This is a genomic window from Pararhizobium capsulatum DSM 1112 (assembly GCF_030814475.1).
Lineage (GTDB): Bacteria > Pseudomonadota > Alphaproteobacteria > Rhizobiales > Rhizobiaceae > Pararhizobium > Pararhizobium capsulatum.
This window is the reverse complement of sequence record NZ_JAUSVF010000001.1, coordinates 1,221,941-1,246,879: the sequence shown is the minus strand read 5'-3', so window position 1 is coordinate 1,246,879 and position 24,939 is coordinate 1,221,941. Positions and strand designations below refer to the sequence as shown.

The following is a 24,939-nucleotide window of genomic DNA, read 5'->3' as shown; positions in this document are numbered from 1 at the left end:
GGTTGGCTCAGGACGGAAGGATCGGGCAGGAGGCGCCCGGCCGGAGCGATACGAAGATGTGTTCACCGGTCGCCATAGCGGCAGGCTCTGCCTGCCGCGGTATGTCGGCCGTCAGGCTGTCCTTGTCCTCGGTGAGAAGGTGCACGCGCAGGCTGCGTCCATGAAAAACGACGCTTTCCACGCTCGCACCCACGGAGCCTTCGGCTCGTTCGTACGAAACAAGAATGTCCTCGGGGCGCACGCCCAGCGTCGCGCCATCGCCCGGCTGCAAGTCGGTGTTTCCGTTCGAAGGCACGTCAAGGGAAAGTGTCCCTGCGGCGAAGCGCAAGACCGATGCATCGCGACTGACCAGGCGCACCTTCAGCAGGTTGCTCGTGCCGATGAACCCGGCGACGAAGGCTGTTGCCGGCCGGTCGTAAAGTACCGACGGCGAGGCAATCTGCTCGATTGCCGCCTTGTTCATCACCACGATGCGATCGGAGATGGACAGAGCTTCGGTCTGGTCATGTGTGACCATCACAAATGTCGTGCCCAGCTCACGCTGCAGGCGTTTCAGTTCCACCTGCATCTGCTCGCGCAGATGCGCGTCGAGTGCAGAGAGGGGCTCGTCGAGAAGGAGGACTCGAGGTTCGCAGATAATCGCCCTAGCGAGCGCGACGCGCTGGCGCTGACCACCGGAGAGTGCCTGCACCCGCTGGTTAATCTTGTCAGCAAGGCCGACCATATCGAGCGCTGCGGCAACGCGCTTGCGGCGCTCAGAAGCGGCAATCTTCCTCAGCGAAAGACCGAAGCCCACATTCTCGGCAACCGACATGTGCGGAAACAACGCGTAGTCCTGGAACACGGTGTTGACCGGCCGGTCGAAAGCACGAAGCGGCGTGATGTCTTTTCCATCAAGCCGGATTTCACCCTCGGTGGGGGCTTCGAAGCCTGCAATGACGCGCAGCGTCGTGGTCTTGCCGCAGCCCGAGGGACCGAGAAGGCTCAGGAATTCCCCTTCTGCGATCGAAAGATTGATGTTGTTCAGGCCGACAATGCCGCCTGAAAAATGCTTGGACACGCTATCCAGACGAAGCAGAGCATCAGTCGCCATCACGCGTCTCCGAAGGCTTCGTGGTGTTCACCCACACGATGGTGCAGTGCTCCGTTCCCGGATTGCTGAAGGAATGCAGCAACGTGCTCTTGAAGGCGAAGCTGTCCCCGGTCTTCAACATGTAGCGCGTGGAATCGACCACGAGTTCGACCTCGCCGGTCGTTACGACACCGAATTCGTGGCCAGTGTGAGCATAGGCATCCGTGCCGCCGCCGGGCTCGACAGTCACCAACATGCCGGTCAGGAATGCACCGGGTGGTGACAGCAGATCCTTGGTGATCCCTTCGGAATGGACTGGCAGGGGACGGCGAATGTTTGCCCGCACGCAATAGAGGTCGTTGACAGGCTGGCTGCCATCGGCAATCAGCGCGGATGGTTCCACATCGAGGGCTGCGGCCAGCGGCCAGATGACCCGAACACGCAGGGATGACATGCCGCGCTCGATCTGGCTCAGCGCCCCGATCGATATTCCGGCTTTGGAAGCAAGATCCGCCAGAGACAGGTTCTTCTCGAGCCGCAGGGCCCGCACGCGCCGTCCTACGCGAACATCGGCCTCATCGGCCTCCCGTTCGGCTTTGCTCGTCACATCATCCGCGTCCATCGGCACTCCACATCGATACATTGGAAAATGGCCCGGACAATCGCATCCGGGCCACGGATAGCAAGCTCAGCCCCCTGCCTTGACCTTCTCGAACATCTTCGCAAGGTCGTCGTTCTGCTTCATCGGACCGGTAAAGACGGTCGACTTGAGCATGGTTTCAGGATCGGACGGGAGCTGCAGATTTTCCAGTTCATCTTGGGGAACGGCGGCGAAGGCGGACGTTGTCGATGCGCCGTAACCGTAGTTCTCGATCAGCGCCTTGCCCGATTCCGCCTCAAGCCGGCTGTTGATGAAGTCATAGGCAAGATCGATATTCTTCGCATCCTTCAGCATGACGAAACCGCATGCCCAGGTCAGCATGCCTTCCTTCGGCTTCATGAATTCCACTGGTACGCCCTGTTTCTTCAGGGCAACCGCCGATGCGTTCCAGGTCATTGCCGCGACCAGCTGGCCGCTGGCGAGCGATTGTTCGACCGAGGTCATGTCGGTCGTATAGGCCGAGACGAGCGGACGCTGTTCCCGCAGCTTGTCTGCGACCTTGTCGAGCTGCTCCGGCGTCATGTCGAAGGGGCTGACGCCGGCCAGCAGCGCGGCGACGACAGGCGTATCATGCACGGCATCGATCGTGGCGATACGGCCGGCATACTGTTTGTCCCACAGAAGGTTCCAGCTCTTTTCAGGGTCCTTCACGAGATCTGTGCGATAGAGGATCGACGTGTTGCCCCAATCCCAGGGAACCATCCACACCTTGCCATCACCGGCTTGAATATCAAGCAGGTTCCGGAAGACCGGGAAGATCGAGTCCCAGTTCTTGATCCTGGCGGTCTCGATCGGCTGCAGCAGGCCCTCCTTGTTCCAGCGGGCAATCTTGTCGTAGCACGGATGTGCGACGTCCGGACGGAACCCGGCCTTTACCTTGGTGAAAGCATCATCGTCGTCGCCGAAGACGGAGATATCGATGCTGTCGGGATGGGCTGCATCAAATGCCTTGTGAAAGTCGGGAAGCTCATAGCCTGACCAGGTGAAGTAGGTGAGCTTGTCGGCAGCCTCGGCCGGCAGGCCGAGCGACAGCAAAAGAGCCATCGCGGTCAAGGCACCTGATGTCTGTCTGGCGAAACGGCCTCGATGATCATGTTTCATAGCAGTTCTCCTCTTTGATTATTCTTGTTTCAGGCACGGGAAGACATTGATCTCGACAGTCCACGCTGCCGCAAAAGCTCGGCGCAGCCGGCGATGATAATCGACACCACAAGGATGGCGGTACCAAGGGCCATCACGGTGGGCAGCGACTTGGGGAAACGCAGCTGGCTCCAGATATAAAGCGGCAAGGTCGGCTGCGTACCAGCCAGGAAGAAAGCGACGATGAATTCGTCGAACGAGGTGAGAAAGGCGAGCATGAATGACGAGCCAATTGCAGGCAGCGCCAGCGGCAGCATGACGCGCCGGAAAACGATCATCTCCCCTGCCCCGAGATCTTCCGCAGCCTCGGGAATGCTGCGCGGAATGGATGCGAAGCGCCCGCGCATGATGATGACCGTCGTGGGCAGGCAGACGAGAACATGGCCAAGCACGATCGCGAGCCGCGAGGGACCGAACCCCAGCAGGTTCACAAGGATCAGCAGCGAAATGCCGACCACAACGCCAGGAATGAGAATGGGCAGTCGAGCGATACCGGAGATAAGCCTGGCGACGGAGGAGCGGACCTGCGTATCCATGTAGGCAATGGTGATGCCACACAGGGTCGCAATGGCCGCGGCGGCGAGCCCGATCGAAAGGCTCGTTATCAGCGCGCCGATCAATGTCTCGTTTCCGATCAGCGTTTCATACCAGGCGAGGGTGAAGCCCTTCAGCGGAAAGGCAGCCTGAACGGAATCGTTGAACGAAAAGAGCGGTATCAGGGCGACGGGCAGATACAGGAAGACAAGATAGAGCCCGACATACCAACGCAGCCACCCGCTGCCCGCAGTTTTTATGTTCCGGCGGCTCATGTGCGGCTCCCAAACAGCCGGTCGGCCTGGCGGACGATCAGAACAACGGCCAGAATGACCAGCATGACCATGACGGCCAGGGCTGCGCCGAAGGGCCAATCATTTGCCTTTCCGAACTGGGCCTGCACCAGAGAGCCGATCATCGTGCTGGTCGGTCCGCCGATCATGGCCGGGGTGACATAATCCCCGACGGTCGGGACAAACACGACGACGGCTGCCGACAGCACCCCCGGCATCGAATTCGGCAGTATGACACGCCGGAATGTCGTGAAGGGCCTGGCGCCGAGATCGGACGCCGCCTCCATCAGAGATTTCGGTATGGTCTCAAGCGCAACAAAGATCGGCAGGATCGCAAAGGGGGCGTATGCATGAGCAAGCGTGAGGACGACCGCCGCCGGCGTATTGAGAAACAAGGTCGATGGCTCGGCTGAAAGTCCGGTGAGCATCAGCACCGAATTCAGCACTCCATTGTAGGCAAGGACGATTTTCCAGGCGAAGACGCGCAGGAGATAACTCGTCCAGAACGGCAGCGTGACAAGAAAGAGGATCAGGCTCCGGCGTGGACCGGCGTGAAACGCCAGATAATAGGCAACGGGATAGGCGGCGACGACAGTGGCAAGCGTGACCAACCCTGCGATCGTCAGAGACCTCAACACCACGAGCCCGTAAAGCGGCTCGGTAAAGATCGTAACGAAGTTCTGGAGGGACACGCCAGCACCGAGCAAGGAATCGTCATTGACGCGAACTGACAGGAACACGACGAGGAAGAGGGCGAAGAGCACGAGGACGAGAGTTACGATCGCGCCCGGCGTCAGCATGAAACCGCGGAAGATCCGCGTCCTGTCAAATGCCCGGAGCGAAACGCCTTCATTGTTCATGTGATCGCCCGCACCATTGTGAAATTAACTTCATAATTTTCATTTTTATGAAAAATGTCAAGCGCGACGTTTGCCTTGCCTCATTTTTCAAGCGCATCCAGCAGCCGATACCAGGCAATCATCGCGGCGACGCCGACCTGGCGGAAAGCGTGAAATGGAATGGGCAGGATGGCGGTGACCGGAAATGGCAACACGGTCCGATCCCCCGTTTCGATGTAACAGGCAAATCGCTGGCCGAGCGCCGTCATCATGCCGACACCGCGCCCCTGACAACCGACGACAGTGAGCAATCCAGGCTCCGGCTCATGGATATGAGGCAAATGGTCGGGGGTCATCGCAACACGGCCAAACCAGCGCCTTGCAATCGGAACGCCCGCGACCTCGGGATAGAGCCGCCGCATCGCGCGTTCGAGATGCTTCCAATCGGCTTGGCTTTTCGGCTCGGCCATACGTCCCCTGCCGCCAAGCACCAGCCGGCCGTCCGCACTTTTGCGGTAATAAACGAGGATTCTGCGGGAGTCGGAAACCGCCTGCTCTCCGGGAAGGATGATCTTTTGCAGCCTGTCCGGAAGCGGCTCTGTTGCGATCTGGAATGAATGTAACGGCACGATGGTGCGCGCAAGCCCCGGCACAAAATCGTCGCTATAGGCGTTCGTGGCAACGACCACAAACCGGGACCGGACCGACCGCCCCCCTTCCGCCTGGACGGTCCAGCCGCCGGCTTCCCGCCTTACGGACAGCGCTTTCGTGCGCTCGGTGACCAGGCCACCCGCCCGCACGACAGCGGCCGCCATCTGACTGACGAAGGCCAGGGGATCGATGATGCCGGCGCGCCGATCCAGCCATCCGCCGAGATAACCACGAGCACCTGTCAGCGATTCGATCTCCTGCGCATCAAGCGTGCGCACGTCAGCTCCACGGGCGCGCCACTGCCCGTCACGGCGCTGGGCTGCTTTAAGCGCATTTTCAGTGTGTGCGGCCTGGATCCAGCCGTTGCGCACCCTGGGAACACTGAGATGCTCGCGATCGATGAGATCAAAGACGCTGTCCGCAGTTGACTGGGCAAACGCGATCATTGCCTCGCCGCGCGCGGGGCCAAAATACTCGATGAGCCAATCGGGATCATATTTCAGGCCGGGAATGACCTGACCACCATTTAACCCGGATGCACCGGTTCCGACTTCATTTGCCTCCAAAACCCTGACGGATTTGCCCTGCCGCACAAGCTCAAGCGCGGTGGACAACCCCATGAACCCTGCCCCAATGATCGTGACATCGACATTTTCCGAGGAAGACATCGGCGTGTGGATTGATCCGGTGCCATCGGCCTTTATCCAGGCAGAGCGAGTTTCAGGACATAGCGGCATTTTCGACCTCTGACAGTGTTTTCTGAAAACTTCTATCTCATTTTCAAATTTATGAAATAGAAAACGCACCACGCACATCCGCGGCCGTGATGACTGTGAACAATTCGGGAAAGTGGAAAACTAAACAAATCCGAGGCGGGCCATGAAGAACAATCCGACCGCAGGAAGGCCGCAGATCTGCTCGACCGAGCCAACCGTATCATCCGCAGACTTCACGAAAGAACAAAGTATTGGGGCCTGTTGGGATGAAATCAGGCAATCAATCGAGAAGACAATAATATTTGCAGGGACCTCCGAAGAGGCTGATCATAAATCCTCGTAAGCAATCTGACCAAGAGGCAGAAGATGAGAACTACAGCAAGCACCCCCACCCATTGTTCGATTTTTAGTCGATGAGCGAGCAGGCTTCCTATTGAGATCAACGAGAAATGAGTGGCGTACAGAGGATATGATAACTCACCCAGCCACTTACCGGGAAAGAATGACCGGGAATGAGCGCCGGCAACAAGGAAAAACGGGCTGAGAAAGAGCGTGAATAGCAGATCGTAAACGGGATGTTTAATAGGAATAACCAACGCCAAGAACAGTAACGATACCAGAATATACGGGTTAATCTGGAAGACGGGTAGCTTGTCGAAGGATCCAAATATCAGAAGTCCAAGCGAGAAGGAAAATACAACTCGGATAAACCCTACATGGAAGGAATTTATCGTCGCGCCGGTTGCGAACAAGCCGGAAATGGCTACCGGAATCAAACATGCCGCAGCAATAAATGTCACGATCATCAAATTTTTATTGGACGCCACGGATACAAATCGTGCGTAGCCAAAGTTGGCAATCACCTCAAACATCAGCGACCAAACCGGCACGTTGAGAAACATCCAACTTCCAACGATAGGCATGGGAAGCAGAACGAGATTTATAGTACTTCCGAGTAATAACTCTTGGAACGATGGTGCATCTGGATGGTTTGCGAAAATCATCGCTGCACCTCGCAACGAAGCCAATGCAAAACCCAGAAAGAGAATTGGGTATAATCGCACAAAGCGGATTTTTATGAAATCGACAAACGACAGAGTCGTGAGCAATCGATTGCGATAGGAATATGCGATGACAAAACCGCTGATAACAAAGAAGAAATCAACAGAGAGATAGCCTGACGGCGCTCGCAGAAAGGGCACTGCATTCATATGGTATAGGACGACCGCGACTGCCGCCATGCCGCGCATGCCGTCTAGCGTCTCGAAGTGTTGCTTTTTCATCTTTCGCCCAAATTTAAATTGACGATCGGGGTATTAAAAAGCCCACTGGAAAATTAAACATGAACAATTCTCCATATATGCCGATCAATACGCCTCAATACATCTCTCCGCCGCCGGAAATGATCTTCGTTGAGAACTTCTGGTACCGCGGACGCACGGTCCTGATTGGCGACGCCCTGATGGTCCCCGCTGTATCAGCACGAGGCCGCCGACACGGCGAGGATAGCGGGGGGCTCGTAACCTCAAATTTTCCAGCAAGATTCAATCCGATACCAACAGTACGTACTTGCCGCGGGTCGTGAGGGAATTATTTGTATATAATGCGGGAACGCGGCATGTTTCGACGGCCGGCGTATCGACGCATAGGCCACGGGAGGAATGGGACATGCGAGGATCGGTGTTTTTGCTGATGACGGTGACGCTTTTTGCCGGACCGGTCGCTGCCGGTCCCGCGGTTTCGACGGCGAACGTCAATTTCCGGGAAGGGCCGGGGACGGGTTTTGCAAGATTTGAAACGATCAAGCAGGGTACGCAGGTAGATCTTATCGAGTGCGACGCCAGCGGAGCGTGGTGCGCCGTGCGCTATGACAGCAAAACGGGGTTCGTCAACGGAAAATATCTCAACGAGATCGAAGCCGACAAGCCGCGTTGGCCACGCACTTACACCATGGAATCGGGCGGGGAAATAACCCTCTATCAGCCACAAATCACCGACTGGGAGAATTTCACCACGCTTTCAGCGCTGGTCGCTTCCGAATACCGGGCGTCCAAGGATTCGACCCCGATCTTCGGCGTCATCGGGGTCAGCGGCCAGACAGTTTCCGATAGCGATTCCGACGACGTTGTCATCAGCGATGTCAAAGTCACGGAGATCAACTTTTCGACGCTCGACCGCACGCATCTCACCGAGCTATCGCTGGAGGTAGGCAAACTCGTGCCTACCGGGATGCTGACGATCAGCGAGGAGCGACTGGCGGCGAGCATCGCCGACTACAAGCGTGTCGATGACGTTCAGGGCCTGAAGGCCGACCCGCCGCCGATTTTCATCAGCAAGACGCCGGCGATCCTTGTGCAGACGAGAGACAAGCCCGTCTTTTCGCCGGTAAAGGGCGTCGAAGGGCTGGATTTCGTAGTCAACACCAACTGGGACCTATTCAAGACGGACGCGGACAACACCTACTATCTGCGCGCCGAAAAATCCTGGCTAACCTCGAAGGAGCTGGACCGAAACTGGGTGGTGACGACCACTCTGCCGCCGCTTCTGTCAAGGCTGCCCGACGACGACAGCTGGAAGGATGCACACGCGGCAATCCCGCCCCAACCGTTCGAAGGCGGACAGCCGCCAAAGGTGATCTATTCGGACAAGCCGGCCGAACTTGTCCAGTTCACGGGAGAGCCAGCACTCGAGGCGGTGACGGGCACGGGATTGAAATGGGCTTCGAACAGCGAGAACGATGTTTTCTACCGCGACGCCGATGCGCACTGGTACGTGCTTCTTTCCGGGCGCTGGTTCTCGGCCGCCTCGCTTGACGGACCTTGGACATTCGCCACGCCGACATTGCCGGCGGACTTCCAGAACATACCGGATGATGTGCCCTATTACACTGTTCGCTCTTCGGTGCCGGGAACTTCCGAAAGCGCTGAAGCCCGGCTGAAGGCAAGCATTCCGAAGATGGCGCGGGTTGCGCTCGACGGATCGGTGAAAGTCGATGTCGTCTACAGCGGTGAGCCAAAATTCGAGCCGATCGAGGGCACGAAGATGTCCTACGCGGTCAACACCAACGAACTGGTGATCAAGGTCAAGGACAAGTATTTCGTCCTCAAGGACGGCATATGGTTCGTCGGCGATACACCGACCGGCCCGTTCGTGGTGGCACAGGCGATTCCCGATGAGGTCTACACCATCCCGCCATCCTCACCGGTCTACAACGCCACCTATGTGCGCATCTACAACACCGAGGACGATGCCGTCTGGTATGGTTATACGATGGGTTATCTCGGAGGTTATCTCGCCTGGGGCAGCTATGTCTACGGCACCGGCTGGTACTATGACGACTACTGGGACACGGGCTGGGACGACGGTGACTGGCCCTTCTATCCCCGGCCGATAACCTACGGAGCTGACGTGTTCTACAATCCGGCGATCGGGGCATTCGGCCGCTACGGCTACGCCTATGGTCCCTATCGCGGGATTATCGGCGGGGCGGCCTACAATCCGCGCACAGGGACCTATGTGCGCGGTGGCGCAGTTGCCGGGCCGGCGGGCGAACGTGGGTTCGTCGCGGCCTACAATCCGCGTACGGGCAACGGCGCGGTTGTCCGGGGCGGCGAGAATGTCTACGGCTCGTGGGGGTCGGTGAGTGTGAAGAACGGCGCAAACTACGCCCGCGTCAGCGGTGGTTCCAACGGCGATTCCGGCGCGGTGCGCTGGCGCAGTTCCGAGGGCGACCGTGGCTTCGTTGCCGGTGAAAAGGGCGGCGACCTTTATGCCGGCCGTGACGGCAGTGTCTATCGCCGTCAGGACGGGCAGTGGCAGAAGCATACCGACGGCGGATGGACACCGGTCGAGAAGCCTTCTAGCGAAAACCTGAAGAAACCCGGCGAAAATTTTGCCGCAAAGCATCCGGACGCGCTTAACAATATCCAGCAGCGGCCCAACGTCGACAATCGGCCCGCCAACAACAGACCGGCGAAGCGACCTGCCGCAAGCCGGACTCGGGACCGCGCGCCCGACCATCTCGCCATCGACCGCGCCGGACGCCAGGTGGGAAATCAACGGTCTCACCAGTTCGACACCTATAATCGGCCGTCGTCAGGCAACTTCGACCGGTTTGAAGGAAGTCGCGGGGGTGGCAATCGGAGTTTCAATGGCGGCGGCGGTGGCGGTCGCAGCTTCAGCGGTGGCGGTGGGCGTGGTGGCGTCACCTTCCGAGGCGGAGGCGGCGGTGGTCGACGGTGATGGCGCGGAAATGTTGATATACTATCTGCGGCACCGGATTGCCGTGCTTAATCAAGGATGACCTTGAAATGGGCTGGAACTTGTTTGCGGTGAGAACCGTCGGCCTGACATGAGCAAGCCGGCGGTCATAAGAAGCGTCGTTTCCCGGCGCGGATGGTTGCTTCTGGAACCCGGCGAATGCTGAAATTCGGCCCGACCTACACAACGCAACTGCGTCGCAGGCAGCCCTGGAGTTTGTCAGGGAAAAGTGGAAAACGGTTTCCCGAAAAGACAAACGAAAAACAAAAGAGTCTAGGTGCGTTGCAGTTCGAGAATGACGCCGCTGTGATCAAGGTCTCCGTCGCCATGATCCACCATGGCCTGGAAGAGCCGGTCAACCTCCTCGCTGACCGGAAGCCTCAATGCGCGCGTTCTGGCGAAGGCGATCGCGGTAGATGTGTCCTTCACCTGATATTTCGCGGGACCGCCGGGCTGGAAGTTGCCTTCCACCATGCGCAGCCCGTGCTGGCGAAACACCGTCGAATCGGCAAAGCCGCCGAGAAGCGCCTCACGCACCGTTGCCGGGTCGGCGCCGCCGCTTTCGGCAAGCGTCAGCGCTTCGGCGACGGCGCAGATCGTCGAGGCGACGATCAGCTGGTTCGCGAGCTTGGTCAGCGCACCGCTGCCAGCCGGGCCGACGTGGGTCGGCCGCCCAAGACAGGCAAAAACGCCGCGCAGCCGTTCGAAAACGGCACCATCACCACCCCGCCATGATGGCGAGCGTACCTTCCCGCGCCCCTTTCTTGCCGCCGGAGACCGGCGCATCGAGACACGCAATGCCCCGGGCCGCAGCGGCAGTCGCGAGCCCCGCGGCCGTTTCGACCGGAATGGAACTCATAACGACCAACACCGCACCGGGCCGCATGCCGGAAATGACGCCGTCTTCCCCTGCCAGCACCGCCTCGCAGACCGGGCCCGAACTCAGCCATGCAGATCACGACGTCGGCAGCGACGGCGGCCTCGACAGCGCCGCCAGCGATGACGATGCCCTTCTCAGCGAGGGACGCGGCCTTTTCCATTGTCCGGTTCCACGCCGTGACAGCGAAGCCGGCATCCGCTAGCCGGCCGGCCATGGGCGCGCCCGTGATGCCGGTGCCGAGAACGGCGATGGTTACCGCGTCGCTCATAATGTCTCCTTCGCGCTCAAGGGTTCTGTCGTTCGGCGAAGCGGACCCGCCGCTTCTCGACGATGAGCGGTGGGAAGGCTTGGCGGAAGCGCTCAAGATGAGGCGTCTCAAGATGGGCGTCGAAGGCGGCCCGGCTGTCATAAACCTCATAGAAGACCACCGTGCCGTCGGTGCCTTCCAGGCAAACGACGTCGAACTGCCGGCAACCGGGCTCGTCGGCAACTGAGTGTTTCGCATCGTCCCGGGCAGCCTCCAGGAAGGCCCCCAACTTGCCGGGCTTCACCTGAAACTCCGCAATCACGACAAAGGCTGGTGTGCTCATCTTCGTCTCCGGGTTATTCGGCCGCAATCCGGGCCGGGCGGAAGCGATCTTCCATCTGCTGGCGCAAGGACACGACATCGAGATCGGCGACAAGCTCGACATCGTCGAAGGAGACGATCTGGTCCTTCTTGATCGGCCGCTTGAGCTTGACGTTATGCGCAAGCCCGATTGGCAACGCCTTGAGGTCGAGACTGCGCGTCGCCGGGATGGCGTTTGCCCACACTGCATAGCCGCCCTCGCCGTCCAGCATTTCGCCCGGCTGCATGTCCTTCTTGGCAGTCGCGACGGCATCGCCGCGGAACTCCTTCGATGAGCCGGTCGGCTCGTTGCGCAACACCGCAGAAAGTACGCTTACCGAGGTTTCGAGACCGATGATGGGGAAGGGACGCCACATGGAGGCGTACCAGCCCGACGGATCGGTCAGCAGGCCATATTGCTTGAAGCAGGCGCGGGTATATTCGTTGTGGGCCTTGAAGGTGACAAAGGCCGTAGCGGATGTTGTTGAGGACCTCGCGGCCATCCGGCTCCTGGCTGGCAGCAATGTCGACGAGACCCGAGCGGGCCATGCGGCCGCCATCGGCTGCCGGGCGGAAGACGCGGGCAAGGTCGTGCAGGCCGGCCGGCGGAAAGGCGAGACCGTCGTCCGGGCAATCGAGGCCCGTGCCGTTGGCCACGGCTGCCATTTCGATCGCCGCCTTGGTGCCGTCGGTGAAGGAGTTGTAAAGCTTCGGATTTAGGTTGTCTGCGGCGACCTGTTCTTCCGTCCAGCCGAACAGTCCCCACACCGTATCCGGCGTGGAATAGCGGTAACGCGGTTCGAAATTCATGCCCTTGCCGGCGGCGGTGATCTCGAAGCCGCTGGCGCGTGCCCAATCGACCAGCTCGCAGATCAGCGCCGGCTGGTCACCATAAGCCATGGAATAGATAAGGCCCTTGGCGCGCGCCTTTTCCGCCAGGATCGGGCCGACCATGACGTCTGCCTCGACATTGACCATCACACATGCTTGTTGTGCTCGATGGCGCCGAGCGCATGGCGCGTGCCGGCAATCGGATGCCCGGTCGCCTCGATGATGCACTCGATCTCGCCGCATTCGAAGAGCGCCCCCGCATCGTCGGTGACGAAGGCTCCGCCGGTCCTGATCGCATCGCCGCAGCTGTTCGCGGCATAGCGCTCCTTCGGCCAGCCGAGGCGCTGCAGCGATTCCTTCGCCTTGCCGACATCGAGATCGGCGATCGCGACTATATTCAGGCCTTGAATGCGCTGTGCCTGGGCAAGCACCATCGACCCGAACTTGCCCGCGCCGATCAGGCCTACCCGCACGGGGCGCCCATTGGCGGGCGCGAAGCGAAAGCAGTAAAGGTTCATTTCAACATCCTCGGCTGGGGAAAACACTTGAAGAGCGCCCGGCCGGATCATCGACGCACAAAACCTTCCGGCAAATGGGCAGGGCCGCCCTTCCGGCAAACAGGATCTGCTGATCGATGGTTCTCCTCCGGAAACGCAGCAAGCCGCCGCGCCTCTCTCAGCCGCCTCCCACAGCGGCTTGTGACACACACCGTAGGACTGAAGAGGAATTAGCTCAATTTAGGAGAACAAGAAAATACGTTAGAAAATCTACAATTACTGCCCTCCTGGGCTTTAACGATTTGCCTTAAAGCGCGCCGCGATCTTTCACATTCGCTTCCCCAGCTTCAGCTCTCTGTTTTTCCGCATGTCGTTATCGCAAAACCGCAGCAAACCTTTGGGTGACATGCTTTGGGCGGGCATAAGCTGAATGCCGGCTGGCCTCCGTGTGGCAAAAAATCGCATCGCTGCTTGACGCTTGGGAACCGAAGAGTAGTTAGGGCTCGACTAATTATCCCCTCCTCGGCGCCAAGTGCCATTCTCAGTCACGCACCTAGCCTGAAAGCCCCTCCATGTCGGAAAGAAGCTCCCATCGCAGCCTCGTCGTCGCCGCGATCATGGCAAGCATGGCAATGATCGCCATTGAGGCAACGATCGTTTCGACGGCAATGCCACAGATCGCGGCACAGCTCGGGCAGATAAATCTGTATTCCTGGGTTTTTTCGTCATTCCTTCTGACCCAGACGGCGACGACCGTGGTCTTCGGCAAGCTTGCGGATATTTATGGCCGCAAGCCGATGATCCTCATAGGCATCGCGCTCTTCCTGTTTGCTTCCGTGCTTGCGGGGTTTGCATGGTCGATGCCGTCGATGATCGCCTTTCGTCTGTTGCAGGGGATCGGGGCGGGGGCGATACAACCTGTTGCAATGACCGTGGTTGCTGATCTGTTTCCCGGCAATCAGCGTGGCAAGGTTCAGGGTTACCTGGCAAGCGTCTGGGCGTTGTCCGCCGTGGTCGGGCCGCTTCTCGGCAGCCTTATCATTCACAATCTTCCATGGGCATGGGTCTTCTGGATCAACGTACCGGTCGGACTTCTCGCGGCCTTGGGGTTCGTCCTGTTCCTGCATGAGGAGAAACGGATACGTGTCGTCTCCATCGACATTCTTGGCGCTTCACTCTTTGCGGTCTCCATCTCCGCCCTGATGATTGCCCTGACCGAAATGGAGACCACGATTTCCGGCTCTGCCATGATTGCCCTGCTCGTCTCCATCGCAGCCCTTGTCGCCTTCATCTGGCAGGAGCGTCGCGCCGAGGTGCCGATGGTCGCGCCCGACCTGTGGCTGAAGCGACCGATAGCATTCGCGAACGTGGCTGTCTTTTTTGCAAGCATGTCGATCATGGGCTTGACGACATTCCTGCCAATGTATGTGCAGACGGTTCTCAACGGCACACCGCTCGTAGCGGGCTTCGCGTTGACCATGCTGCTCCTTGGCTGGCCCTGCGGGGCAACAATCGCATCGCGCCAGTTTGCCCGATTCGGCCTGCGGCCCATCATGATCACAGGCAGCCTCTGCATTCCGGTTGGCACGTGCCTTCTCGTCCTGCTCACGCCCTCGAGTTCTGCCGCACTGGCGGGCGCCGGTTCGCTGATAATGGGTTTCGGCATGGGACTGCTCAATATCAGCGCCCTGATTCTCACCCAGGATAGCGTGAGCTGGTCCGAACGTGGCAGCGCCACAGCGTCCAATGTTTTTTCGCGCAACCTCGGCAGCACGCTCGGCGCAGCCGTGCTCGGTGCAGTGCTTACCTATGGTCTGGCGCACTCCACCAACGGCCAGCCGATTACGCCGGAACAATTACGAAGCCTCCTGAATGGCACCGGCGTCGTTCTGGCGGACGGAGAGGCAATCCGGCTTGCTTTGCAGCAGGCACTGCACGCCACCTTCATCGCCATGCTCCTGATCGCCGCATTGATCGTCCCTGCCTGCCTGTTTGTTCCTCGGCCCCAGCCCGTTGGAGAGGCGCCGCAAGAGACCTGAACCGGGCCATCCGGTCATGACTGGCGTCGATAGAGAGGCCGAGAATTGGAGTTGAAACCAGCTCCCTCTTCGTCCATGCGGCGCCCGGTCAATCGGAGTGATTGTGCACAGTTGACGGAGAGCCAGAAGATGACGGTTGAAGTAAGCGCCTTAGAACTCTAGTTTGCGGGTCGCAGGAACGCTTGCGGCTAACATAGGGATTCGAAATGGCTACTGGCACGGTAAAGTTTTTCAACACAGACAAGGGATTCGGTTTCATCACGCCCGAGAACGGCGGAGCCGATGTGTTTGTACACGTATCTGCGCTGCAAGGCGGCAGCGTGCTGCGCGAGGGACAGCAAGTGAGCTATGACGTCGGCCAGGACCGTAAAACCGGAAAGTCCAAGGCCGAGAACGTTCACCCACTTTGATCGCATTGCCTTGCGTTCGAGGATCAGCAATGGAGATTGCTGATCCTCGAACGGACAAACTCGATATTTCGTCGTAAAAATAGCTCGCTCCAGAGCAATTGCCGAATTTAGCGATGCCTTGCTTCGCGAGTGTTTGCGTGGACAGCACGCTGTTGCCGACCACACTGATCCATACGACCAGCTATGCTGTTGATCATCAGGGAAGACACCGGCGCCTGGATGGTCGCGACCTGGGATCGAGACCCAGCACATTTATGCGGCCGCATCGACCAGCAAGATCCACTGTCGGTATTGGCCGATTGATCGCCGCGGGACGGAATTCGCTAACGCGTGTCGCGATCTTTCAGATTCGCTGCCCACGCTTTAGCTCTTTATTCCTGCGCAAGTCGTTATCGCAAAACCGCTGCACACTTTTGCGCACATGCTTTAATGGCGCCAACGCGGATTGCGTCTGGCGTTTCTGAGGAGTTCAGACTCTGTCGCCACAACACCCAATAGACAGGTGAGCCGAAGTTTTTCTTCGTCATCGAGACGATGACGTTTTGCGAAAGCGTCTATGGACCAGACGCGCTGTTCGACGTCGCTTTCGACTTTTTCCAGTTTGGTATTGTCCATGGCAGGATCCTCCATCCAACCAATATAATACTAAAGTATAAATTAGAGGCAAATGAAATGTCTGCCCCCTGAGGCCGACAGAACCTCATGTCAAGGAACCCGTCCGCATTGGGCCGGAGCCGATCGAGCTTGCCATAACCAAGCTCCGCCCCATGCTCGACCGTCCGATGGGGTTGAATTGACTGATCAATCAGCCTTCACAACAGTAGGCGCGCAATAAAGTTTCGCCCCACCTAAGGTATCTAAGGCTTCGTGAGACAGCCAATCGGCGAAGTAAACGGAGCCGGTGGCACGATCGGCGCGAGGGTGGTCATATATCATCGCATACCCAGGCTTGCCAAAGCGATCCAGCCGGCAAAGCCCCTCCGGATTTTCAGAGGAACCAGCGTTTTCAGAACCATGTTGCCATTGATAGATCTGACGGGGATGCTGAATCGTCGAGCTTGTCCTACCGTCCCACTCATAAAGCGCGAACGGCCCTGCAGCCTCGCTTACCGGGCCGGCAATGATCAGAACACCGCCACCGATCCAGGTGAGGTCACGTATCGCCAACCCGCCAAGGTCAAAAAATGAAAGGGCATATTCCTTGATCGAAAGACGATTGCTCAACTGAAGATGAACAACCACTGCGAAGCCGTCGAGAAGAGGACCTCGCAGGCCCAGAAGCGTTTTATCATCCGACACCGTGATCCCCTCAATGTCGAGCCCGTTCTCCTTGCTGGGCAGATCGACGAATGGTCCGATATATGGATCTTTCGCGAGCACCGCTCGAATGGAACCCGGGCCAATTCTCGGTGCTATCGCAATCTTGCCCAGCGAGCATCCATCCGACTTCACTTTAATTCTTGCGAGGAAATGTCGGCTTGGACGACTTCGTATTTCCGGGTTAAGCTGGCCTTCGCGCACCGGTTTTTTTCGGACATTGCAATGTGAGCCACAAAGCCAAAGCAACCCATCGTGGAAGTCGATCGATTCCAGATCGAGCTCATCTCCTTTGATGTCCTTGGCGTTCGGAGCCCCCGGCAAGTCCACACCGAGGTCGTCGATCAGATATTGCTGCCGCAACACGAACCCATCTCCGTCAGCCTTCAGGCATTCGATCGTTCTTCCCTCATCGGAAACCGTCCACATCGTATCGCCATTCACCGCGATACCGGACAGGTTACCGAGCAGTTCGTCTGATGCCGCACGGCCATATTGCAAAGAGATGCGATCCAATTTTTCCGACATGTCGGCTCCGGCAACAAACCTATTTTGCGTATGCATCCTGCATTCCTTGCAGTGGGTCCATCATGCCGGCCTACAAGCGATCTTCCTCAATGCCGGAATATTTCAGAACGGATTGGACGGCCTGCAACCTTGCGAAAGATGGATCCGTCTCCAGGCTCTCCCGATAGGTCGCGAGTGTCGCGCGCTCCAAGCGGAGGGTCTGAAGCAGGCTATCGGGCGGGTCAGGTGCTCTGAGCAAGGCATGAAATTCAATAATATTGTTGATACCAATGCCGCGCATCGCAACCAATCGATCCTCCTTGGCCCATCGATAGAGTTGCGCCTGCGCGATCCAGTCGACGATCAGCGTCAGTTCATAGGGTAACCGGGGCCAGAGAAGAAAGGGGTTCTGGCACGCAAGATATTGAGCGGAATCGATGCCGAGTTCGCTCAGCCGATCGATCTTGTCTCGGCTCATCCCCTCGAGCATCAGCATATTGAGATTGGTCGGGACGGACTCCTCGGAAGGATCACGCTGGCTGCCAAGCATCTTGAGGAACTGGAATGCGCGCCGCGCCATTGTGGCGATGAATAGATCGGGCGCAAATCCGACAATGAATGCTGCGAGAATGAGAACGCTGGGGCTATCTTGCGACAGGGCGCCGAAGACATGCCGCAGAACGATCGCGACTATCGTCGATGAAATCAGTCGCACAGAATAATAATAGAACGTGGCGGGCTGTATATCGATATTCTGCGTGCGGAACAGGATGCTGAAGAGCATGGACGTGTAGCTGCCGAGAAACGCGACGGCGAAGCAGACGAAGGTCTCCTGCTGATACCGAACGCGTGCCGCCTCATCCTTCAGGTTGAGAGCCTCAAACCCACCCAGAAGAAAGCTTTGCGTCTTGAAAACGTCCGTCATGCTTGTCGCGAGGAATATGACGAGGAAGCCTATCGTCAGTATGGTCGCCAGCGTCGCTATAGGCAGTGAATAGACGCTGTTGAGCGAAACCGGTCGTTGGGCCTTCAAGATTGCCGTCGCGGCCCGGAAGTAGGCCGTTTGCGAAAGAGGATGGCCCGCCAGACTGCCGAGCCGCTGGAATTGCTGCTGGCGCGTGCTGCTTTGGCTGTGGCTGATGAGAACGGGCAACCATGCCAAAAGTATGCTCAGGAGTGTGCCAAGCACCACCGGCAGCGGCGAAAATCCTTGCCCCAAAAGCAGCACGGCCGTGAAACACAGGACGACGACGCTGGTCGTGACCAGAACGATCGTCAGGCGATTGAACGTTTCCTTGCTTTCCGCGGTTGCTGAGGCCACGTCCAGTCTAGCGATTTCGTTCATGTCGTTCATCCCGGTGAAGGATGCGTCGTTCGGCCATTCGCCGGAGGCATCCGTGTTGCGTGCATCCTCGGCTTGCCCGCTGTCGGGCGGTATCCAGAGTCGAAGCAGTGCGAAGGTGATGAGAGCAGAGGTGATGATGATGAGACACAGCAAGAGGCTCTCTGTCCATGTCACATCGAGTGTCCACGGATGCCGTTGCCGGAACAATATGTACCAGTATTCATTCCAGTCCGTCTCTGGCAAAGGCAACGGGGCCGGATCAATAAAATCGGATGAAGGCGGCTGAGCCTCCACGCCCGGTGCAACGGGCACGGGAACAGTCATTGCGGAGGCCGCAATGCTGCGCACCAGCTTCTCAACTTGGGGATAGCATACCGTAAAGGCCGCCATGAATATGTAGGGCCGCGCCAGCCGGAATGTATTCGTCGCGAGCAGTGCATTTGCCGCCAGGGCAACCAGCATGACGAAGAGAATGCAGGCTGCGGCGAAAACCAGATCGTAATTCGCCTGGCTATCGGTGTTTGTGAAGTCGACGAGAAGATTTGGCAGTCGGTCGAACCAGAGCGAGACCACGACCACGCATGCGAGTATTTTCAGTGCCCGCCGCGTCAAAGGCCTGGCTGTCTCCGGATCTTCTCCTTGTCCGTCTTTGAAGGTGGGTACGAATAACCTGAACCCCCAGCCTGCAGCGAGGACTGCGATGCCCAGCGTTGCTAGAAGCTCCACAGATGGAAGGGCAGACCAGAGATACTCGAGAAGCTCGGTGACATCAGAAATATCGCCGAACAGAAAAAGAGAAACTGTCCCGAAGAAGGCATTGTATATCGCCAATGAAACCAGTGGAACGTAAATGAAAAACAAGAGCGACAACCACTGATACCTGTCGCGGGCATTCCCCCGGTGAACGAGAAAGGCCCAGAAGAGAACCGCGGGGGCGGCGTAGAGTGATTGGTCAAAGATGCGTGCGGAATCCAGAGGAAAGCCGCGAGCGGGATCGACGACCGCATAAACAAACATGATGGCAAGAACGAACATGCGCCGAGGTCCTTTGCCGGATATTCCCGCGTACATGAGCAACCCCTTCGATAGTAATGGTAGCGGCCAACGCACTGCAATCGGAAACTGCAGAACATATCGACAAGCCTCCCCGTTGATCATATTGTTCGTCCGGGCTCAGGTGAGAGCGCGCGCCGTCCTGAAAAGAGCGGCGGCAGCTTGTTTGCGAGAGCTGAACCAGGTTGTGATGCCTTGGAGGTGCGATATGACTGTGCAGGAGGCCGCCGGTCGGGCCTTGTCCGCAATCGAACCCAAACTGGCGCAAGAAAACCTCGACCCCGAGGAAAAGGCGACGCTTCGCACACTCTACCTGTTGCTTGGGGAAGTGGCCGCCAATGCCCCGGCATATCCCGAACCGGAAATCGGTCCTCTGATCGAGAAGGTGTCGGCCGCCCTGTCCCTCGGCAACGATGAGGGGGGACAGCGCTCTGCATTGTTGAGCGAGGCCAGGGAAGGGCTCAGATCCTTCGCCATAATCCGAAACGGGCATCCGACCGAAACAACCCAGCAAAAGAATATAGCCGTAGAGGAGAAGACGCCGGTTTTGCAGCAGGTGCATGGCACGGACACCGAACAGCGCGACCTGTATTCACAGCACAGCAGGCAATTCTCGTCTACCATGCTCACGATCCTCGCCTCTGCGGCGGCGCTTCCATTCGTGATGATCCTGCTCAGCAGTCTATTGTCTTTGTCCTCAGGCGGATTCAACGAGGGATTTCTGGATGGCATGGTCAAGGTGCTCGCGACGAGCCCCGGCACTTACGGCGGCACCCTGCAACTCATGATACTCCCCGCTGCCGCCGCTCTCTCGGTTGCATCCACCCCCTGGATGTTCTACTCCCGCAATGACTCCTTGCTATTGGGGATTTCCTTCGCGGGCATGTTTTCTGCCTTGCTGGACGGGCTGATTTTTGGCATTGCCTCCGAGTTCGATGAGGCCACCAAGGGCGCGATCACGCAGTATTTCGTTATGAGCGCGGGATCGATTTTCATCTACATCATGCTGTTGATCGGATTGCGCGTGGCGACGCTTCGGCAGCCGTGACTCCGCGAAAACGAAGACGGAGAAGGTTGCCGTCGACCTCTACGCGGTCACCGTGGTCTCATTGAAGATGGGCCCTTACTCAGCTTGCTGATCTCGCGCGCGAGATCCTGTTGAGTGTACGGTTTGCCGAGCCTTGCGACATCGAGATCGACGCCCGGCGGCAGCTCGGCATATCCCGAAGCAATGAGGATCGGTAGATCGGGAAAACGTTCGCGGGCCGCCTTAGTCAAGTCGCCCCCCGTCATTCCCGGCATCGAGTAATCCGTGATCATAAGGTCGAATGCGGCCCCGTTCCCGAGATATTCAAGCGCCTCCTTGCCGGAGTGCGCCTCGACAACCTCATGCCCCAGATCGGTCAACATATCGGCCGAACTCATGGCGATGAGCATGTCGTCATCGACGAGCAATATGCGTCTCGAAGCAGAGTCCTGTTCCGCCTCTCTCGGCACGGCCTCTGTCCGTTCGGCCTCGGTTGCGGCGAATGTTGCCGAGACCGGGATCCAGAGTTCGGCCGTCGTGCCCTGGCCAATTGTGCTCGCCAGCTTGAAGTCTCCGTGCAATTGCAAGGCTAGCCCATGGATCATGGAAAGTCCGAGCCCTGTTCCCTTGCCCAGTTCCTTCGTCGAGAAAAACGGCTCGATGGCTTTCTGCAGCGTCTCCGCATCCATGCCATGTCCTTGATCCGCAACGGACAGAACGACATAGCGGCCCGCCGCAAGGTCTTGCGAGGTCGAGACATGATCGACCTCCCTGAGGTCGATGCGGATCGTCCCGCCATCCGGCATCGCATCACGCGCGTTCACTGCGAGGTTCAGAAGCGCCAATTCTACCTGGTTTGCGTCCGCCGATACGGCCGGAAGCGCATCCGGAACCACGGTCTCGATCAGAATGTTCGATCCGACGGTCCGCCTCAGCAGATCCTCCATATCGACAACAAGCCTGCACAGATCGACGGGGCCGACATGGAGATCCTGCCGACGGGCAAAGGCAAGTAGTCTCTGCGTCAGCGAGGCGCCGCGCTGCGCGCCCTGCAAGGCGCCGTCGATCAGCCGTGTCGCTCTGGGGTCGTCCCCGGCATGCTTGCGCAAAAGATCGAGATTGCTCAGGACAGCCATGAGAAGATTGTTGAAGTCGTGGGCCACCCCGCCCGTCAGCTGGCCGATCGCCTCCATCTTCTGCGCCTGGCGAAGTTGCTCTTCCGCGCGCTCGCGCTGGCTCACCTCCGCCATCACCACGGCATGGGCCTGCTTGAGGTCGCGAGTGCGCTCGGCAACCCGTTCCTCCAGAATTTCATTTATCAGCCGCTGGTGCTCGTCTGCCTTCACGCCGGCGGTGATATCGGCGGAAACGCCGACCAGCCTGATCGCCCTGCCCGATCTATCCCGATAAAGCTGGGCATGAATCTCCGCCCAGTGGACAGAACCGTCGCGCCAGATCGTCCGGTACTCGATGGAATAGTCCCTGCCCGTCTCGACAGTCGCCTTCACCGCAGCCTGCATGCGCTCAAGATCGTCGGGATGAATGCTGTCGAGCAGATCCTGATAGTTGAAAATGTCGTCCCGATCCTTGCCGAAAATCTGCTTGCAGGTCGTCGATGTCGTCAGCCCATAGGTTGCGAGATCGAGTTCCCAGGTGCCAAGCCGTCCTGCCTCGATCGCCGTTTGAAGGCGTCGCTCGCCCTCGTCGAGCGCTTCTATCCGCAACCGCGCCTCATATTGCCGCCGCCGCCCGCGCAATGCCGATCGCGTAACGCTGATGAAGGTTGTTGCATGGAACGGCCGCTCGATGAAACTGACATTGCCCAGAACTTCGGACAGGCGCGCTGCGGCTGGATTGCGCTCGGGACCACCACCTCGGCTGGTGAGCACGATGAAGGGAAGATCGGACCAGCTTGGTTGCGCTTCTATCCAGCTTGAAATCGCCCGAAGATCGGCTGATCGCAGCGCCTCTTCAGTCACGACAGCGAAAGCCACATCGTCCCTCAACCAGCCAACGAAGGTCGCGAGATCCGGCGAAATCTGCGAGCGAATACCTGCTTCCTCAAGCAACGAGGCAGCAATCTGCGCGTCACGTCCGAGAGGTGCATGGATAAGAGCGATGGCAACGCGATTAGGAATTGTCGTCACCTTTGTCTGCAGTCGGAAGCAACGGCTGCCTTTCCCCGACGAAGGTCGGCACCCCGCGAAGCACGCCCTGGAAGCCTGAAAGCGGCTCGCCGAGCGTCAGACCGGTACTGTCAATGCGGAATTCCCGGATGGTATCCTCGTGCTTGCCCGTCCGCTTCTTGATCACCGACACCGCCCGCCGAACCTTGCCCATGGCCTCGAAATACCGCAGCAGGATGACCGTATCCGCAAGGTAGGTGACATCCACCGGCGATTTCATGTCTCCCACAAGGCCATGCTGCGCCACCGTCAGGAAGGTGTTGGCGCCCTGGCGGTTCAGATACTGCAGCAATTCGTGCATGTGGAGGATGAGGGCATTCTCCTCCGGCATCGATGCTTGATAGCCGTTGATGCTGTCGATCACGACGGTCTTTGCGTCGAAACTTGCAACGCGATCCCTGACCCGCTGCGAAAACTCGCCGGGCGAAAGTTCGGCAGCATCCAGCTGTTCGATATGAATGGAGCCATTGTCGCGAAGCTCTTCAAGATCGAGCCCAAGCGTCTTCGTCCGGGAAAACAGCAGCCCGAGTTCCTCGTCGAAGATGAAGACCGCCGCCTTTTCCCCGCGCCTGACTGCCGCATCTACGAACTGAAGCGTAAACAGGCTTTTGCCCGTTCCAGCCGGGCCGATCAGAAGCGTACTCGAACCTCGCTCGATACCGCCGCCGAGCAGATCGTCGAATTCCGGGATACCGCTTTTCAGCGTCGTCCGCTCGAAACCGGTTCGATGCTCGACCGCGCGCAGTCGCGGAAACACCGACACGCCGCCAGTCTTGATAACGAAATCATGGTAGCCGCCGCGAAAGGACTGGCCCCGATATTTGATGACCCGCAGCCGTCGGCGCTCCGCTCCATAGTCCGGCGCGAGCTGCTCCAGATGAATGACGCCGTGAACCACGCTGTGGACGGTCTTGTCGAGATTGTCGGAGGTCATGTCGTCGAGAAGCAGAACAGTCGCATCCGATCGCGAGAAGAAATGCTTCAGCGCCAGAATCTGGCGGCGATAGCGCAACGAGCCCTGCGCCAGAAGCCTGATTTCCGAAAGGCTGTCGATCACCACCCTATGCGGTTTCACCCGCTCGAACGCCTCAAAGATCAGCTTCGTGGTCTCGCCGAGTTCGAGGTCCGAGGAATAAAGAAGGCTCTGCTGCTGGTCCGCATCAAGAAGGCTTTCAGGGGGAACGAGCTCGAAAATCTCGATCGTGTCGCCAAATTCGATGCCGTGAGAACGGGCACTGTCGCGCAACTCTTCTTCCGTTTCCGAAAGACTGATGTAGAGACACCGCTCCTTCAGAGCCGCGCCTTCGAGAAGGAACTGCAAGGCGATCGTGGTTTTACCTGTGCCGGGCGAGCCTTCCAGGAGAAACACGTGACGACGCGTGAGACCACCTGACAATATATCGTCGAGCCCGACAACACCGGTGAGCGCCTTATCGTTCGAGACTTCGTTCATTTTACCTCCTGATTTCAGGAGAAAATAGGACGAAGATTCGGAAAACAAAGACTGCGGTTCAACCGATTGTCATTATCGTTGTCATCTAAGGAGCCAGCCCACTTCAGTGGAAAGGAGACGCACTACGAGCCGGCCCTGACAACAAACAGTGACGACGGTATCAGGCCGATTGCAAATGTGATGACCAACACGGTGGCGTGCAATGGCACTAACACCGCGTCCACTAACCGTCACACCTTCAAATCGCGATGGAGAGAATTGCGCCTTTCGTGCGAGGGCAAACAAATCACCAGCTATCTTCTGACCGCCCGACAGCGAAAGCGGGTAGCGGTTTGCCAAAGAAGTATCGAGCTCCACCTTGGCCGGTAGTTCCCTTACCCGCTCCCGTCGGGTATCGCCCCTCAGACCTTCGTAGAGAGTGACCGGCCGGCCCAAGATCTCTTCTATAGAATGGCGAGGATCGAGGGCCGTATCGGGCATCTGGTGGATAGTCTGAAGCAACCGGCGCTGCTCGAACGTTCGTTTGGCCGTATACGCGTCGAGATGTTCACACCCGGCGAAACAAGACGGGGCGCCCTATCTATCTACCGCTGTTCGAGCCCGTTGAAAGTGCGATAGCCC

Annotated in this window: 18 protein-coding genes and 2 pseudogenes; 5 read left to right on the top strand and 15 right to left on the bottom strand. The window is 58.4% G+C overall.

Going from position 1 to position 24,939, the window contains the following annotated elements; all coding sequences use genetic code 11:
* Nucleotides 1-7: 7 nt before the first annotated feature.
* The 6 genes from QO002_RS05965 to QO002_RS05940 form a co-directional block, all read right to left on the bottom strand.
* Entirely contained in the window at nt 8-1,093 is a 1,086-nt protein-coding gene (locus QO002_RS05965; protein WP_307227632.1) for an ABC transporter ATP-binding protein, read from the bottom strand.
* Nucleotides 1,083-1,694, bottom strand: a complete 612-nt coding sequence (locus QO002_RS05960) for a helix-turn-helix domain-containing protein (RefSeq protein ID WP_307227630.1) — start codon at nt 1,692-1,694, stop codon at nt 1,083-1,085. The genes QO002_RS05965 and QO002_RS05960 overlap by 11 nt, the downstream gene beginning before the upstream one ends.
* A 66-nt stretch (nt 1,695-1,760) precedes the next feature.
* The gene (locus QO002_RS05955; RefSeq protein ID WP_307233190.1) at nt 1,761-2,777 is read right to left on the bottom strand and encodes an ABC transporter substrate-binding protein; all 1,017 of its coding nucleotides are present in this window, start codon (nt 2,775-2,777) and stop codon (nt 1,761-1,763) included.
* An 86-nt stretch (nt 2,778-2,863) separates the two neighbouring features.
* Entirely contained in the window at nt 2,864-3,682 is an 819-nt protein-coding gene (locus QO002_RS05950; protein ID WP_307227628.1) for an ABC transporter permease, read from the bottom strand.
* A complete protein-coding gene (locus QO002_RS05945) occupies nt 3,679-4,560 on the bottom strand; it encodes an ABC transporter permease (RefSeq protein ID WP_307227626.1) in 882 nt (293 codons plus the stop codon). Before QO002_RS05945 ends, QO002_RS05950 begins: the two co-directional genes overlap by 4 nt.
* Before the next feature lie 80 nt (nt 4,561-4,640).
* Entirely contained in the window at nt 4,641-5,870 is a 1,230-nt protein-coding gene (locus QO002_RS05940) for an NAD(P)/FAD-dependent oxidoreductase (protein ID WP_442417768.1), read from the bottom strand.
* Here QO002_RS05940 and QO002_RS05935 point away from each other — a divergent pair.
* Entirely contained in the window at nt 5,809-5,940 is a 132-nt protein-coding gene (locus tag QO002_RS05935) for a hypothetical protein (protein WP_307227622.1), read from the top strand. The two genes, QO002_RS05940 and QO002_RS05935, sit on opposite strands and share 62 nt — an antisense overlap.
* Before the next feature lie 238 nt (nt 5,941-6,178).
* On the opposite strand, the gene QO002_RS05930 is transcribed toward QO002_RS05935, so the two are convergent.
* A complete protein-coding gene (locus QO002_RS05930) occupies nt 6,179-7,189 on the bottom strand; it encodes an acyltransferase family protein (protein ID WP_307227620.1) in 1,011 nt (336 codons plus the stop codon).
* Nucleotides 7,190-7,574: 385 nt separating this feature from the next.
* Between QO002_RS05930 and QO002_RS05925 the strand changes: the two genes are divergently transcribed.
* Entirely contained in the window at nt 7,575-10,148 is a 2,574-nt protein-coding gene (locus tag QO002_RS05925) for an SH3 domain-containing protein (RefSeq protein ID WP_307227618.1), read from the top strand.
* 291 nt (nt 10,149-10,439) lie between these two features.
* Here the strand turns inward: QO002_RS05925 and QO002_RS05920 are convergent.
* The 3 genes and pseudogenes from QO002_RS05920 to QO002_RS05910 all read right to left on the bottom strand — a co-directional run bounded on the left by QO002_RS05920 (nt 10,440) and on the right by QO002_RS05910 (nt 13,002).
* Nucleotides 10,440-11,314 (bottom strand): annotated as a pseudogene (locus tag QO002_RS05920) (NAD(P)-dependent oxidoreductase).
* A 16-nt stretch (nt 11,315-11,330) separates the two neighbouring features.
* Nucleotides 11,331-11,636, bottom strand: coding sequence for a putative quinol monooxygenase (locus QO002_RS05915; RefSeq protein WP_307227616.1), 306 nt, complete (start codon nt 11,634-11,636; stop codon nt 11,331-11,333).
* A gap of 13 nt (nt 11,637-11,649) precedes the next feature.
* A pseudogene (locus QO002_RS05910) lies at nt 11,650-13,002 on the bottom strand (NAD(P)H-dependent oxidoreductase).
* Between the two features lie 551 nt (nt 13,003-13,553).
* Between QO002_RS05910 and QO002_RS05905 the strand changes: the two are divergent.
* Both QO002_RS05905 and QO002_RS05900 read left to right on the top strand, forming a co-directional pair.
* Nucleotides 13,554-15,020: an MDR family MFS transporter gene (locus QO002_RS05905; protein ID WP_307227614.1), complete on the top strand. Its 1,467-nt coding sequence runs from the start codon at nt 13,554-13,556 to the stop codon at nt 15,018-15,020.
* A gap of 206 nt (nt 15,021-15,226) precedes the next feature.
* Nucleotides 15,227-15,430 (top strand): cold-shock protein, encoded by a 204-nt coding sequence (locus tag QO002_RS05900; RefSeq protein WP_307227611.1) that lies wholly within the window; start codon nt 15,227-15,229, stop codon nt 15,428-15,430.
* Between the two features lie 426 nt (nt 15,431-15,856).
* Here the strand turns inward: QO002_RS05900 and QO002_RS05895 are convergent, their stop codons facing one another.
* The 3 genes from QO002_RS05895 to QO002_RS05885 form a co-directional block, all read right to left on the bottom strand.
* Nucleotides 15,857-16,045: a hypothetical protein gene (locus QO002_RS05895; RefSeq protein ID WP_307227609.1), complete on the bottom strand. Its 189-nt coding sequence runs from the start codon at nt 16,043-16,045 to the stop codon at nt 15,857-15,859.
* A 186-nt stretch (nt 16,046-16,231) separates the two neighbouring features.
* Complete coding sequence (locus tag QO002_RS05890) at nt 16,232-17,311, bottom strand: DUF3616 domain-containing protein (protein WP_307227607.1); 1,080 nt, start codon at nt 17,309-17,311, stop codon at nt 16,232-16,234.
* Nucleotides 17,312-17,345: 34 nt separating this feature from the next.
* On the bottom strand, nt 17,346-19,634 hold the full coding sequence (locus QO002_RS05885) for a hypothetical protein (protein ID WP_307227605.1): 2,289 nt from the start codon (nt 19,632-19,634) through the stop codon (nt 17,346-17,348).
* A gap of 226 nt (nt 19,635-19,860) precedes the next feature.
* Between QO002_RS05885 and QO002_RS05880 the strand changes: the two genes are divergently transcribed.
* Nucleotides 19,861-20,700 (top strand): hypothetical protein, encoded by an 840-nt coding sequence (locus QO002_RS05880; protein WP_307227603.1) that lies wholly within the window; start codon nt 19,861-19,863, stop codon nt 20,698-20,700.
* 47 nt (nt 20,701-20,747) lie between these two features.
* Here QO002_RS05880 and QO002_RS05875 read toward each other — a convergent pair whose 3' ends face one another.
* Both QO002_RS05875 and QO002_RS05870 read right to left on the bottom strand, forming a co-directional pair.
* A complete protein-coding gene (locus QO002_RS05875; protein WP_307227601.1) occupies nt 20,748-22,826 on the bottom strand; it encodes a hybrid sensor histidine kinase/response regulator in 2,079 nt (692 codons plus the stop codon).
* Entirely contained in the window at nt 22,810-24,318 is a 1,509-nt protein-coding gene (locus QO002_RS05870) for an ATPase domain-containing protein (protein ID WP_307227599.1), read from the bottom strand. The genes QO002_RS05875 and QO002_RS05870 overlap by 17 nt, the downstream gene beginning before the upstream one ends.
* Between the last annotated feature and the right edge of the window lie 621 nt (nt 24,319-24,939).

Coding starts and splice junctions, on each gene's coding strand:
- QO002_RS05965 (WP_307227632.1), bottom strand. CDS start 1,093: ATGGCGACTGATGCTCTGCTTCGTCTGGATAGCGTGTCCAAGCATTTT.
- QO002_RS05960 (WP_307227630.1), bottom strand. CDS start 1,694: ATGGACGCGGATGATGTGACGAGCAAAGCCGAACGGGAGGCCGATGAG.
- QO002_RS05955 (WP_307233190.1), bottom strand. CDS start 2,777: ATGGCTCTTTTGCTGTCGCTCGGCCTGCCGGCCGAGGCTGCCGACAAG.
- QO002_RS05950 (WP_307227628.1), bottom strand. CDS start 3,682: ATGAGCCGCCGGAACATAAAAACTGCGGGCAGCGGGTGGCTGCGTTGG.
- QO002_RS05945 (WP_307227626.1), bottom strand. CDS start 4,560: ATGAACAATGAAGGCGTTTCGCTCCGGGCATTTGACAGGACGCGGATC.
- QO002_RS05935 (WP_307227622.1), top strand. CDS start 5,809: ATGAACCCTGCCCCAATGATCGTGACATCGACATTTTCCGAGGAAGAC.
- QO002_RS05930 (WP_307227620.1), bottom strand. CDS start 7,189: ATGAAAAAGCAACACTTCGAGACGCTAGACGGCATGCGCGGCATGGCG.
- QO002_RS05925 (WP_307227618.1), top strand. CDS start 7,575: ATGCGAGGATCGGTGTTTTTGCTGATGACGGTGACGCTTTTTGCCGGA.
- QO002_RS05915 (WP_307227616.1), bottom strand. CDS start 11,636: ATGAGCACACCAGCCTTTGTCGTGATTGCGGAGTTTCAGGTGAAGCCC.
- QO002_RS05905 (WP_307227614.1), top strand. CDS start 13,554: ATGTCGGAAAGAAGCTCCCATCGCAGCCTCGTCGTCGCCGCGATCATG.
- QO002_RS05900 (WP_307227611.1), top strand. CDS start 15,227: ATGGCTACTGGCACGGTAAAGTTTTTCAACACAGACAAGGGATTCGGT.
- QO002_RS05895 (WP_307227609.1), bottom strand. CDS start 16,045: ATGGACAATACCAAACTGGAAAAAGTCGAAAGCGACGTCGAACAGCGC.
- QO002_RS05890 (WP_307227607.1), bottom strand. CDS start 17,311: ATGCATACGCAAAATAGGTTTGTTGCCGGAGCCGACATGTCGGAAAAA.
- QO002_RS05885 (WP_307227605.1), bottom strand. CDS start 19,634: ATGTTCGTTCTTGCCATCATGTTTGTTTATGCGGTCGTCGATCCCGCT.
- QO002_RS05880 (WP_307227603.1), top strand. CDS start 19,861: ATGACTGTGCAGGAGGCCGCCGGTCGGGCCTTGTCCGCAATCGAACCC.
- QO002_RS05870 (WP_307227599.1), bottom strand. CDS start 24,318: ATGAACGAAGTCTCGAACGATAAGGCGCTCACCGGTGTTGTCGGGCTC.